The following is a 12,422-nucleotide window of genomic DNA, read 5'->3' on the forward strand; positions in this document are numbered from 1 at the left end:
CCTCCTGCCTTATTTCCCTATTACGCTATACCTACCATGACCAGGATAGCTAAAACAATAAATGCAACGATTCCGCCAAGAGCATTTGTTGTCGTAAAATATTTGAGTCCCTGTTTCGCGTTGAATCCATACAGTGAAGAGAAAATCCAGAATCCACTGTTATTTACATGCCATCCTACCATAGAGCCACATCCGATAGCAAGACTTGTAACGACTGGGTTCAATCCCAGAACCGGCATCAATCCAGCCATCAGTCCGGCTGCTGTCATTGACGCTGTTGTCATAGAACCACATACTGTCATCAGGATCGCACCCATGATAAATGGTACAAGAAGTGCAGGGAAAGAGCTTCCTCCGATCATTTCTCCGATTGTCTGGATCGCTTCATTTTCACGAAGGATACCGCCCATAGCGCCGCCCATAGCTGTAATAAGAAGGGCGCCGATAGCGATCTTTAACGCACGCTCTACCCAGTTATTCATAACAATCTCAAACCAGCTGCTCTTTTCTGTCAATGCACAGCCATTTCCATCCTCATTTGCTTTGTCAATGACTTTCTTCTTACGTCCAAGCGCCATGAAGCCTACAGCCAAGATACCAACAAACAGGGCCAGTACCGTGTTTCCGAAAATGTTAAAGAATGTGTATAAGCCAGATCCCTCTTCACAGAACAACTTACCGATAGAACCAACCGCGATCATAACTGCCGGCAAAAGCAGTGGTGTAAATGCTGCGATAGATTTTGGAACATTGTCTTCTTTGATCAGCAGCGCTTCTACATTTTTCGTATCTTCTACTTCTTCTATTCCTTCTGTATACTGCGGCAATGGAGCTACATACTCGCTCTTTGCGTAGATTGGACGAAGTCCAAGGTATACAACTGCAAAAGAGATAACAGAACAGATCAGGCCCAAGATGATCACTGTACCGATATCCGCGCCCAACAGAACAGATACTGCCAGGATACCCGGTGTAGGCGGTACAAGTCCATGTGTCAGTGTCAGACCTAAGTTGACAAAAGGAGCCACCTGCTGCATACCCATTTTCTTACGCTTTGCAAGGATTGCAGAGATCGGTGCGTTCAGGATGATAGCGATATCGCCGAATACCGGGATACTCATGATGAAGCCTGTCAAAGATGGAGCAAGCTCCAGGCATTTTCCTTTAAACAGGCGGATAAAGTAGTTTACCATACTGGTAGCAGCGCCTGTATCGTTGATACCGGATGCGATGATCGCTCCAAAGATGATCATAACGCCGATGGAGCCTAATGTTGAACCAAAATACTCTGTTATGGAAGCAAACGTATCTACGATTCCTTTTCCAGATGCAAGACCGCAGAATGTAGCGGTCAGAAACAGTACCATGACCGGATGCATTTTGAATTTCAACGTCAGTATCGTCAAAATAACAATGGCTACGGCCAACATGATCACAAATTGTAATGGTGTCATTTTTTTAATTCCTCTCTTTCTTGATTTAGATAATTATATATACTTCTACAGGCAGTCATTTTTCTGCAAAGCTGCATATACTGTCCTGTAGGCATTCTCGATCACCCATTCGGGTGTCTGCTGCCAATACTGCGGCCGGAACGTTTCCACAGATGCCATTCCGTTGTACCCTACCTTTTTCAGAGTCTTCAAAAAAGCGTCTGTATCGACAACTCCCTCACCTGGGAAACAGCGCTTATCCTGTCCCATCTCTTCTTCCGGCACATCATCCGCGCTCATCAGATGAACGGCAAATATCTTTTCAGACTGTACCTCTTCTATCTTGGAGAAATCATTGCATTTCCCACATAGATAGATATTGTAAGAGTCAAAGACAAACCCTACATTGTCTTCGTCCACGGCTCGTACAATACGGTCTGCAGCCTCGATCGTCCGTACACAGCTCTTTTTCAATCCCACCAGCTCGAAACAAAGATTCATTTCATACGGACGCGCCAATTGGGAAAGTTTTTTGAGGATGCGTACACAATCCTTTTCTGTCTCCTGTACATCGCCTGTGAATATTCCGCTTGGATCAAGCGGCGGCACAATGATCACATAATGGCTGCCGATTGCTTTTCCCACTTCACAGGATAAAAGGAAATCCTGCATAACCGGATCCTCCGCTCCCTCCTGTCCTTCTCTCAAAAAATCCTGACGCAGATATACAGCATTGATCGCATGTGGCTTTACATGGCTTTTTGCAAAAAAGTTCTGTAATTCTTCTATTGTTCCCGTTTTGAGAAAATCTCTGAGCATATCCAGTCGGATCTCGATATAGTCCATCCCTGCTTTCTCGCATAATTGCAGATCCGTCATCAGATCTGAACAGTCTCTGCCGCAGGCTTCATTATAAGATGTATACATAGTCTTCCTCTTTTCTTTATTTCAACGGAAATTTCACCGGCATTCCACTCTCTGTGCTGCGATAGATCGCTGTAAACAGTTCTACTGTCTTGCGTCCGTCTCTGGCGTCTACAAGCGGTTTCGTACCATTTTCCACAGCTTTTAGGAAGTCTTCTATCTGCTCACGGTGGTAATGATACATGGAATCTACACTATTGAAGAAATCACAGTCCCCTTTCTTCCACTCTTCCAGCATCTCTGTCTCACCGGGCACCGTCCATAAGTCGTTATACGGCGGCTCTGTGATCGTAGACATACCTGCGATGAACATAGCTCCTCCGTCTGTCTGCACACCGACTCCGGCTCCATTTTCGCCAAAGATATGTACTTTTCCGTACAGCGCCGGATTCTGACTGTTGCTTGTCACGATATTTCCAATCGCGCCGCTCTTAAACTTCACGACTGCCACTGCCGTATCTTCCACTTCAATGTATGGGTGATTCAGATTTTTCCATACGCCGTAGACCTCATCTACATCCCCCATATACCACAGAAGCAGATCCAACTGATGAGGCGCCTGGTTGACCAGCACACCACCGCCTTCGCCATCCCATGTGCCTCTCCATGCGTCACTCTGGTAATAGGCCTCATCTCTCCATCCGAGCATTGTGACCATGCCCAACACAGGTTTGCCTATCTTGCCGTCTTCGATCGCCTGATGGATACGCATACATGGACGATAGAAGCGCCGCTGTACCATCGTGCCGATCGTCACATGATTCTTGTCGCCTGCTTCAATGATCTTATCACAATCAGCAAGAGTAGAAGCCAAGGGCTTTTCGATCAGTACATTACAACCGTTTTCTGCTGCTATGACTGCCGGATTCGCATGTAACGGATGCGGTGTACAGACACTGACTACGTCCAAGTGTTCTGCCTGGATCATCTCTGCAATATCTGTATATGCCTTTACATGATATGCATCCGCAAAAGCCTTTGCACGCTCGTAATTTGCGTCACATACAGCAGTAAAAGTACTATTTTCCAGTCCCGCATACGCCTTCGCATGAAAATCTCCCACTTTTCCGCAGCCTATGATTCCTGTTTTCAAGCTCATTGCCTTTCCCTTCCTTTCTCATTCTGTTATATATATTGTTCAAAAAAAATATAACATCTCAAAGTTGTCATATCAAGTTGTCACATATTCGTTCTACTTTATGACTAAAAAAATTTGTTTTTCTCCTGTTTTCGCCGCTTTATTTTAGTACTTTTCGCTAATTTTTGTATTTTTTGATATATTTTATCCTTTTCTAGTGTGAAATTAGTCTGACTACTTTTACGCAAAGAAAAAGAGTTCCTGACTCGGAACTCTAAATCCAGCGTTCTCACTATCATACCCTTTTTTCCTTTTTCAGTATCTCTTTTATAAGACTGCGGTTATACGTGATATGCATCGTCATCGCCGCTCTCGCTCCGATCGGATCATGCTCGGCGATCGCCTCCGCGATCGCGCGGTGCGTAGTGACTGTCTCGTCTCTCAGCTGTTTATGGGTCACATTCACAAACATCATGACTGCCGTCTCAATGATCGTCACCAACTGCTCGATCACTTTGTTCTTGCTGCAAAGCGCGATATGTGTATGAAAAGCAATATCTGACTGGATATACGGCTGTTTATTTCGTATACGTTCCTCTGTATCATCACACTTCGCAAGCAGTATCTGAATTTCTTCTTCGGTAGCATTGTAGGCTGCCAGTTCCGCAATCCCCGGCTCCAATATCATACGCAGGTCTACCAGCTCCATGGCCAAAGCCACCTTATCCTCGACGTTTCTAAGATTCAGCGGATCCAGATCCGAGGGCACAAGATTTTGCACATAGGTTCCTGATCCCCGCCTCGTCTCCAGTACTCCACGGGAAACAAGGAGTTTCACCGCCTCCCGTATCGTACTGCGGCCAACCCCAAATTTCTCAGCAAGCTTAAACTCGTTTGGCAGACGTTCTCCACTCTTTAAATCTTGCTGTGTGATATATTCATAAATTTGTTCTTCTACCTGTTCGGCCAGCAATATATGCTGTATACCCGTTAAGTTCTTTGCCATATTCCCGCCCTGCTCCTTTTCTTCTCACTCCCTAGTCGGAATGTAACATTTTCACTTTCTTCTGCCTGTATAAAAAATCGTCGGCGCCGCTATATGCTGACGCCATTATTTTACCACAAAACAAACACTTGTGAACTACCCATTGTCGCCGCAGTGTATACAAAATAAAAAAACAAGAAGAAAAACGCCCCTGCCGTCTGTATTTTTCAGACGACAAGGGCCGCATATTTCAACTCCATCTTTGGCGGAGCCATATATGTTTTATTTTCTTCTGTTCTTTCTGATACCTACGAAAGCCCCTGTTCCACACACCGCTGCTGCCGCCAGTAAGATCCACAAAACGGATACGTTCGCATGATCTCCCGTGCTTGGCACGGAGGAAGTCTTAGCCGGTGCTTTCTCCTCTGTCTTGCCAGTATCTTTTCCCGGGTCCTTGCTTCCCGTTGCCGGAAGGATCGTATCTTTCTGTGAGATTTCCTGTGTAAGAGCCGCATCTTTAAAATACTTGTCACAAGCACTGCAGTACCAATATTCAATATTTCCTGCTTCTTTCGCAGTAGCTGCTTTTGCCGATACTTTTACCGCCGTATGTCCTTTTGCCTTCAGGACGGTTTCTTCCTGCGTGATCTCTTCTGTCAATTGGGCATCTTTGAAATACTTTCCGCAATCTTCACAATACCAGTATGCAATATTCCCGTCTGTTGTACAAGTAGCTTCTTTTCTCTCAACTTTCTTTACATTGACATGTGTAACAACAGGATCCTGTCCTGTTACTTCCTGACCATTGACACTTACAGAACCGCCGCCGGAATTGGATACCGTTATTCCCGCTTTATCAATCTGCAGATCTGCGTCTCCCTTTAAAATCTCCAGCTGAGACCCTGGTTCTGCCATCACATCGATCGCTGCGTTGATCAGATCTTCCGTTCCGACAACATACAGATTCCCATTTTCTCCTGTATATCCCAATACAATCTCATCCCCGGATACATAGTCCGTCGGAGGCGTCTCAAATACACCTGCTGTGATCGTAGTCGTACTTGGGTTCTCACTTGTATATGCCTTTGTTATCCCCGGCACATAAAAATCGCCGCCATGCACACTATTGTTCGAACCGCTGAATGTATAGAACAATTCTTTGTCACTGTTGACAATAACCTCGCTGCCATCTGCCGGTTCGATCGTTGTATATCGCGTCTGGAACGGATGTCCTGTAGAAGTGATCGTTCCTCCGGTCACGGAAACAGGCGTAAGCGCTGCATAGACACCCATTGATGCAGACTCAATATTTCCTCCTGAGATCGTCACAGCCGCAGCACCGTTATTTGCATAAATTGCTGCTTTGGAAGAATAGGTCGCGCTTGTCTTAACTGTGCCTCCTCCCAGAGCAAAGGAGCCGTTATTGACATATACTGCATCTGCGCCTTCTGCCGTATTCTCAATGACACCATCTGTCATTGTGACAGCCGTACCATCTCCGTTTACCTGCAGGGCATGTCCGCCGGATGCGTTGTTGATCACGGTTCCGCCGGATATCTGTACCGCACTTCCGCTGTTTGCAAAGAGTGCATACCCATTAGCGCTGCCATTTTCCAGAGTTCCCCCTGCCAACGTCAGGCTGCCGCCATTTACCTGGATCAGCGTTTTCATGGATCCCGTTCCTGCATTCGTGATCTTTCCGCCGCCCAGATTATCCTCGATCGTCAGGCTCGCACCGGAATACAGAAAATATGCATATTGTCCATATCCCGCAACCGTTACCGTATGTCCGTTCAAATCCAGAACGACATTTCCCCTAACACTGGGATACTTGGAAAATTCTGTTTCTAAAGTCACGTTTGTCGTCAGCTTGTAGACGCCGTCGCTCGTCGGAAGGTTCGCACTGTCATTCCACTCGGTATAGTCCTGCGCATGTGTTGTAATAGGAAGAAGTGCTACCAGCATGCATAGAGCCAACAGCATCGGTAATACTTTCTTTCTCATACCCTAAAAATTCCCCTTTCTTAATAGCTCTTTATCCATAATAATTTTAGTATACCCCCCCCCTCAAATTTTTGTCAACCAAAAAAAGATACTATACGGAATTTTATTTCCATATAGTATCCTGCTATATTTCTTATAGAATTAGTCCTGTACATACGGCATCAAAGAGATATGTCTTGCTCTCTTGATCGCTACTGTAAGAGCTCTCTGATGTTTTGCACAGTTTCCTGTAATCCTTCTAGGAAGGATCTTGCCTCTTTCAGAGACATATTTCTTTAATTTTGCTACATCTTTATAGTCAATTTCATTGTTTTCTTTTCCACAGAAAACACATACTTTTTTCCTTCTGCGCGCCGGGCCTCTTCTCTTGAAACCGCCCTCTGGTCTGCTTCCTTTTTCGTAAGCCATGATCAGTCTCTCCTTTCACAATTCTCTAATTAAACGGCAATTCTTCGTCAATTCCGTCCGGAATATTCATAAATCCGTCTCCTGCGTCAACACTTGGCGCCGGACTCGGAACTGACTGCTGGAAAGCGCCTCTATTTGCTTCACTTTCGGCTCTGCTCTCTGCAAATTCCTGCTCTTCTACGATAACTTCCGTCGTATACACCTTGATGCCATCTTTATTCGTATAACTTCCCGTCTGGATACGCCCGGAAACAGAAACTCTCATTCCCTGGCGGAAATATCGCTCCGCAAATTCCGCCGAACGCCCAAATACAACACACGGGATAAAATCTGCAGTAGGTTCATTGTCCCGCTTAAATCTGCGGTCTACAGCTACTGTATATCTGCCGACTGCTGTTCCATTTTCACCCTGTGAATAACGAATCTCAGGATCTCTTGTCAACCTTCCTACCAAAATCGCCTTATTCATATATACCTCTTTCTCTATGCTTCCTGTTTCACGCACAAATATCTGACAACATTGTCCATGATACGGATACGCTGTTCCACTTCGCCCGGAACAGTCGCGTCAGATTCGAAGTGGACGAAATAGTAATATCCTTCTTTCATCTTCTGGATCTCGTAAGCAAATCTTCTCTTGCCCCATTCGTCAACATCTGTTACATTGCCGCCGAAACGTGCGATCAATGCCTTTACCTTCTCGATGACGTCTGCTCTCGCCTCATCTTCAAGTTTTGCGCTGACAACAACAGCTAATTCATACTTGTTCATGTGTTCTTGCACCTCCTTATGGTCTTTTTGGCCCCCGGATAAACCGGGAGCAAGGATTGTTAAATTCTGTCATTAAACGACAGTATGTCACGGTTAACTATCATACCATAAGGTTCCGTTTGTTTCAAGCCTTTTTCTTAATTTCTTTTGTATTTTTTTCTACCAGTCTGCGCGGCACCATGATCTGATGTCCACATCCTGTACACTTTAATCTAAAGTCAGCCCCTACCCGCAGGATTTCCCATTCATGGCTGCCGCAGGGATGCGGTTTTTTCATCCGGATCGTATCGCCGACTTCATATTTTTCTGTTTTTTCTGCCATTTTCTTTTACTCTCCCGCCTTTATTCTCCGCCTGTTTCTTCTACCAACACACCTTGTACCAGAAATCTTTCATCATCCCGGACATTCGTACAGGTCGAAAGACTCACGACTTTGGACTGCGCGTTCAGCTCCACATCCACTGTATAATTCGATGACTGCCGGCAGGTTTCCAGATATTTTACATAGTCCTCTTCTGTAGCATACATCATTGTATAGTTTTCTGCTGTATCTTTTATAACCCCCGCCATGAATACCTGATATGTCCTTGTTTTTCCATCCGGTGTATAAATATAAAAATATGGATGCTCCTTGCAAAAACTTTCTTCTTCATATTCATTGAGTTTGGAGAACATTTCTCCTCCACTGTTCAAATGGTGCCCGTATATAAACGTATTCCTGTCTGAAAAGCTGGAATTACTTCTCATATCCATGAAGATCGCGCCCAACTTATTGTCGTTGGCCGTAAAGGTCTTTGTGAGGTACTCCTCATTATCTTTGCTCTTGACCACCGGATAGCTGATGACAGAAGGTTCGTCAAACCGGATCCACGCCACTGTATCCGGATTCTCTTTCAGAAGCGCGTCAAAATCTACTGAAAATCCTTGCCCCTTATCATCTGTCGTGATCGCCAACTCTTTGATCTCATCATATTCTTTTCCGCCTACATAATACGGCGCCAACATCATGATCAACTGATATGCCGAAAAAACAAAGACACAGACTGCTGCCAGTAAAACGATCGTAGATATGACATTAAAGGTCTTTTTGCCACCCTGCGCTTTTTTCTTCTGTCCGGAAGAATGTGCATGTTTTCTGCGCTGTCTGTTATCCTGTGCGCCGCTTCTTTTTTTTCTATCCATCTTATCTCTTGCTCCTTAAAATCCCAGGTCCTCTCCTACTAATATCACTTTTATCCTTTTGGGTATCCTCGAAAACCGCGTAACTAAGATCTGACAGCAGATGCACTGCTCACTTTTACAATTAAAACAGCTCCCGTTCTTTACACAAGGCGTATCGATCCCGAACCTCTGCGCATTGACAGGCGCAGCTTCATTTCTTGCTCTGCTCATGGCGTCCTGCTCGGTTTTTACAACCTTATTCATGCCAACGATCAAAAGCACATTCTTAGGTCCGAAAGAATATGCCGCAATCCTGTTTGCATTTCCATCAATGTTGATCAGAATACCGTCCTCACTCATGGCGTTGACACTGCCCAGATAGTAGTCACAGGTAAATGCCCGCATTGCGATCGCCTGTTTTTCTTCAGGGCTTCCCGCTTTGTCACGATCATCAAATCTATATTCTTCTCCGGAAAGCGCATCTGTCAGTCCGATTTCACGGACAGACGCAGAACCGCCCATATTGATAGTACTTCCTTTTGGGATCAGCTCCAGTGCCTTACAGACTGCCTCTTCTTTTGTTTTCACATAATATGCTTCCATATTCCGGGATTCCAGCGCCTTTACGACCCGCTTTCCCAATGCGTCGTTTCTCTTCTCTCTGACATCCATTTTCCCTGCTCCTTTCTATTCTACAACCCGATCGGCGCTTTGACAGATATACTCGTCAACTGCATATTCACACGCTATGCGCCTGTTTCTATATTATAGCACATCCTGCAAATGGAATCTATTTGATTCCCATATTCAAAAGCTCCTCCGCTTCATCCATCTGACTTAATATCTCCTGCTGCCTGTTATCAAATAACAGACCTTTGTTATATCTGTAATACTGATCACATCCATTTTCTTTGATAAACCAGACGCTGTAATAGTTCGCGTTTAATTCTGTAATAAAAGCAACCATTTCCTGGCTTTCTCCAAATGCTGCTTCCATAAAATCAAACACATGAGTCAGCGCCGCGCCGGTCTGTTCCACATATATCTCTCTTTCTTCTGTCTCATGCGCAAAGAATTTGCGCACTTTGTCAAAAGCGGCGTCTCCGATAGAAAGTTCCCCTTTCAGGTCCCGTGCATACCGCTCCAGCGTATCGATCACTTTTAGAAAGATCTGTTCTTCCCGCTTTGTCAGGCTCTCCGCCTTTTTCTGCCCTTCCAGATCCTTCTGCGCCAGATTCTTTACATCCTCCAGCAGCATTACCGCCTTGTTGTCCCGATAATATACAAGATATTCATACAGTTTAGATACAAATGCATCTATTTTAAAACACTCTGTAAAAAGAGAGGAAAGTTTTCCGTTTAACAGGCTGATGATACTTAAATGCTCGTCAAAAGCCGCCTCCTTGATCTTCTTTAAAACGTTCTCCGTCCACCTGCCTTTTAGTATGTCTTCCACAGCGTAATCCTGCTTATATTTATACCAGAGTTCCAGATAGTTGGCAAAATCTTTTGCGATGGTAGGATACTGGATATATTGGGATACCACGTCTCGATCCACCTTTTTCCCAAGCTGTTCATACACCTCTATGAATCTGGCAAGATCTTCCCATCCCCGTGCTGTCGCAAAAAGTTTTCCATCTACTGTATTTTCAATCCGGTAAAAGTTTTCTCCGCGAAGTTCCAGATAGGAAATGACGGCAGGATGTATTTCCTGTCTGTAAGCATACTCTTTCCAGACGGCAAAATCCGGCTCTACATCTATTTTCTTTAAACGGTCCAGCGTCACCACGTCAAATTCACGCACAGATTTATTATATTCCGGCGGATTTCCCGCCGCTACAATGATCCAGCCCTGCGGTACCGCCTGATTTCCAAATGTTTTGCCCTGTAAAAATTGCAGCATCATAGGTGCCAGAGTCTCTGACACACAGTTGATCTCATCGATAAACAAAATGCCTTCTTTCATCCCTGTTTTTTCCATTTTCTCATAGACAGAGGCGATGATCTCGCTCATCGTATATTCCGTCACAGAAACCGTCTGTCCCTGAAATTCTTTTTCTTTGATAAACGGCAGGCCCACAGCACTCTGCCTCGTATGATGTGTGATCGTATAGGCCACCAGAGCGATATGCAGCTCTTTGGCGATCTGCTCCATGATCTGTGTTTTCCCGATCCCCGGCGCCCCCATCAAAAGGACCGGACGCTGGCGCACAGCAGGGATCACATACTCCCCAAAGGCATCCTTTTTCAAATAAGCTTCTATAGAGTCTTTGATCTCTTGTTTTGCCCGTTTTATATCCATCTTGTTTCTCCCTTTCTATTTTTGTTCCCACTCTTCTTCGGTCAATATTAATTTCATCGCCCAGGGAGGCACATCTACATCCTCATACTCCTCCTCCAGAAAGACAAACGCAGTCTGATAGGGCGGCATTTTATGCGGATATATACCATATCCGTCCGTAAAATAAATAAGCCCCTTCAAGTTTTCAAATTCGCCGGACTCAAGCAAACGTGTACAATAGGAAAATGCCGGTCTGAAATCCGTCCCGCCCTCTCCGAAAAGCCGCAGATGTTCCATATATTCTTTTAATTCTTCTGCGGAGGTGATCTTTACATCAGACTGTACTTCTTCATCGCATTGTATGATATGGACATTGACCTTTTGAAAGAAACCGTCCGTCTCTGTCAGTACACTGTATGTTTCCTCTAAAAATCTCTTTACAAGACTGCCGGAACAAGACATAGAAGTATCAATGACGACCACAAACTCCTTGACCTTTTTGACCTCCTTTGTCTCCTGGGGCTCAATAAGCGGCATATTGCCGTACAAAGATAATCCGTAACTATAGAAATGATAATCAAAGGTGTCCGGATCTACCGAGACTTCTTCCCGAAATACAGAGAATTTCCGCAAAAATTCTTTATAATCGCAGCGTTCTTTATTCTGTACCTTCAGCTGTTCTAAAAAATCTCCGCTTTTCTTTGAGGCTTCTTTTGAAAATATCTCCAGATCTGTCTCCATCTTCTCGTCGATCTTTTGCCACTTTTTCTGCAGATTGGAATCCGGTTTCTTCTGTGGATCTTGATTTTCCCAATAACAGTGGTCATCCACGCAGAACTCCTGTTCCAATTTTTCTATCTCTTTTCCCGAAAGTTCCCACTCCGTTAACAGCTGATAGATTCGTTCCGCATGAAGTGTTTTTTGTTCTTTTTCTAACCGCCGGTACGTCTCCCTCCTCAAAAGGCTTCTGGAGAAACGCACCGCCCGCTGATCACATCCATCTATGATATGTTCTGCCGCTATATCGCAGCTTACATTCCAGTATCTGTTGTCCATCCCCCGTTTTACCATATGACGGAAAATACAGTGCAGAACCATATGCAGGTACCCTCTGTTGACGAGGATACGATTCTGTCTGTACATTCCACCCAGCTGAGACGGATGAAAATACATCGTATACCCGTCTGTTCCAAAAGGTGTGACAGACGGATCCATCACATACAAAAAACTGCTCAGAGCCACATCCAGAAAACGCATGCCAAGATACAGTTCATCTCTGGAAGCCCGCAGGATCTGACAGCCGATCTGCTGAAGCTTCTCAGCCGCTTCTTTCTGTATTCTCTCTTCTGCGCCTTCTTTCCATTTTTCCATAGAGTC

Annotated in this window: 13 protein-coding genes; all 13 read right to left on the reverse strand. The window is 44.9% G+C overall.

The genetic code is table 11. The features are described 5' to 3' along the window. Positions 1–20: 20 nt before the first annotated feature. The 13 genes from WKT01_RS12055 to WKT01_RS12115 all read right to left on the reverse strand — a co-directional run bounded on the left by WKT01_RS12055 (position 21) and on the right by WKT01_RS12115 (position 12,416). A complete protein-coding gene (locus tag WKT01_RS12055) occupies positions 21–1,454 on the reverse strand; it encodes a GntP family permease (RefSeq protein WP_059066340.1) in 1,434 nt (477 codons plus the stop codon). Positions 1,455–1,499: 45 nt separating this feature from the next. Continuing rightward, the gene (locus tag WKT01_RS12060) at positions 1,500–2,360 is read right to left on the reverse strand and encodes a sugar phosphate isomerase/epimerase family protein (protein ID WP_340312520.1); all 861 of its coding nucleotides are present in this window, start codon (positions 2,358–2,360) and stop codon (positions 1,500–1,502) included. A 16-nt stretch (positions 2,361–2,376) separates the two neighbouring features. After that, the gene (locus tag WKT01_RS12065) at positions 2,377–3,456 is read right to left on the reverse strand and encodes a Gfo/Idh/MocA family protein (RefSeq protein WP_340312521.1); all 1,080 of its coding nucleotides are present in this window, start codon (positions 3,454–3,456) and stop codon (positions 2,377–2,379) included. A 274-nt stretch (positions 3,457–3,730) separates the two neighbouring features. Next, positions 3,731–4,441, reverse strand: coding sequence for a FadR/GntR family transcriptional regulator (locus tag WKT01_RS12070; RefSeq protein WP_340312522.1), 711 nt, complete (start codon positions 4,439–4,441; stop codon positions 3,731–3,733). Between the two features lie 261 nt (positions 4,442–4,702). Beyond that, positions 4,703–6,424 carry a hypothetical protein gene (locus WKT01_RS12075; RefSeq protein WP_340312523.1) on the reverse strand — a complete coding sequence of 574 codons (1,722 nt, stop codon included), beginning with the start codon at positions 6,422–6,424 and terminating at the stop codon, positions 4,703–4,705. Positions 6,425–6,565: 141 nt separating this feature from the next. Further along, the gene (rpsR, locus tag WKT01_RS12080) at positions 6,566–6,832 is read right to left on the reverse strand and encodes a 30S ribosomal protein S18 (RefSeq protein WP_015527519.1); all 267 of its coding nucleotides are present in this window, start codon (positions 6,830–6,832) and stop codon (positions 6,566–6,568) included. Positions 6,833–6,857: 25 nt separating this feature from the next. After that, positions 6,858–7,301 (reverse strand): single-stranded DNA-binding protein, encoded by a 444-nt coding sequence (locus WKT01_RS12085; RefSeq protein WP_340312527.1) that lies wholly within the window; start codon positions 7,299–7,301, stop codon positions 6,858–6,860. A 14-nt stretch (positions 7,302–7,315) separates the two neighbouring features. Continuing rightward, positions 7,316–7,603 carry a 30S ribosomal protein S6 gene (gene rpsF, locus WKT01_RS12090; RefSeq protein ID WP_059066334.1) on the reverse strand — a complete coding sequence of 96 codons (288 nt, stop codon included), beginning with the start codon at positions 7,601–7,603 and terminating at the stop codon, positions 7,316–7,318. Between the two features lie 124 nt (positions 7,604–7,727). Then, positions 7,728–7,925, reverse strand: coding sequence for a DUF951 domain-containing protein (locus WKT01_RS12095; RefSeq protein WP_059066333.1), 198 nt, complete (start codon positions 7,923–7,925; stop codon positions 7,728–7,730). Between the two features lie 20 nt (positions 7,926–7,945). After that, the gene (srtB, locus tag WKT01_RS12100; protein WP_082667419.1) at positions 7,946–8,785 is read right to left on the reverse strand and encodes a class B sortase; all 840 of its coding nucleotides are present in this window, start codon (positions 8,783–8,785) and stop codon (positions 7,946–7,948) included. Between the two features lie 15 nt (positions 8,786–8,800). Further along, positions 8,801–9,436 carry a lactate utilization protein gene (locus WKT01_RS12105; protein ID WP_059066332.1) on the reverse strand — a complete coding sequence of 212 codons (636 nt, stop codon included), beginning with the start codon at positions 9,434–9,436 and terminating at the stop codon, positions 8,801–8,803. 118 nt (positions 9,437–9,554) lie between these two features. Further along, positions 9,555–11,066, reverse strand: coding sequence for an ATP-binding protein (locus tag WKT01_RS12110; protein ID WP_270395744.1), 1,512 nt, complete (start codon positions 11,064–11,066; stop codon positions 9,555–9,557). A 15-nt stretch (positions 11,067–11,081) separates the two neighbouring features. Beyond that, positions 11,082–12,416, reverse strand: a complete 1,335-nt coding sequence (locus WKT01_RS12115; RefSeq protein WP_059066330.1) for a vWA domain-containing protein — start codon at positions 12,414–12,416, stop codon at positions 11,082–11,084. Between the last annotated feature and the right edge of the window lie 6 nt (positions 12,417–12,422).

Origin of the sequence: Mediterraneibacter sp. ICN-202921 (genome assembly GCF_037890075.1) — a bacterium.
In the GTDB taxonomy this organism is placed as follows: Bacteria; Bacillota; Clostridia; order Lachnospirales; family Lachnospiraceae; genus Mediterraneibacter; species Mediterraneibacter massiliensis.

Excerpts from the sequence above, each read along its gene's own strand:
- rpsF (WP_059066334.1), bottom strand. The coding sequence starts at position 7,603 with ATGAACAAGTATGAATTAGCTGTTGTTGTCAGCGCAAAACTTGAAGAT.
- WKT01_RS12075 (WP_340312523.1), bottom strand. The coding sequence starts at position 6,424 with ATGAGAAAGAAAGTATTACCGATGCTGTTGGCTCTATGCATGCTGGTA.
- WKT01_RS12055 (WP_059066340.1), bottom strand. The coding sequence starts at position 1,454 with ATGACACCATTACAATTTGTGATCATGTTGGCCGTAGCCATTGTTATT.
- srtB (WP_082667419.1), bottom strand. The coding sequence starts at position 8,785 with ATGGATAGAAAAAAAAGAAGCGGCGCACAGGATAACAGACAGCGCAGA.
- WKT01_RS12095 (WP_059066333.1), bottom strand. The coding sequence starts at position 7,925 with ATGGCAGAAAAAACAGAAAAATATGAAGTCGGCGATACGATCCGGATG.
- WKT01_RS12105 (WP_059066332.1), bottom strand. The coding sequence starts at position 9,436 with ATGGATGTCAGAGAGAAGAGAAACGACGCATTGGGAAAGCGGGTCGTA.
- WKT01_RS12085 (WP_340312527.1), bottom strand. The coding sequence starts at position 7,301 with ATGAATAAGGCGATTTTGGTAGGAAGGTTGACAAGAGATCCTGAGATT.
- WKT01_RS12115 (WP_059066330.1), bottom strand. The coding sequence starts at position 12,416 with ATGGAAAAATGGAAAGAAGGCGCAGAAGAGAGAATACAGAAAGAAGCG.
- WKT01_RS12065 (WP_340312521.1), bottom strand. The coding sequence starts at position 3,456 with ATGAGCTTGAAAACAGGAATCATAGGCTGCGGAAAAGTGGGAGATTTT.
- rpsR (WP_015527519.1), bottom strand. The coding sequence starts at position 6,832 with ATGGCTTACGAAAAAGGAAGCAGACCAGAGGGCGGTTTCAAGAGAAGA.
- WKT01_RS12070 (WP_340312522.1), bottom strand. The coding sequence starts at position 4,441 with ATGGCAAAGAACTTAACGGGTATACAGCATATATTGCTGGCCGAACAG.
- WKT01_RS12060 (WP_340312520.1), bottom strand. The coding sequence starts at position 2,360 with ATGTATACATCTTATAATGAAGCCTGCGGCAGAGACTGTTCAGATCTG.
- WKT01_RS12110 (WP_270395744.1), bottom strand. The coding sequence starts at position 11,066 with ATGGATATAAAACGGGCAAAACAAGAGATCAAAGACTCTATAGAAGCT.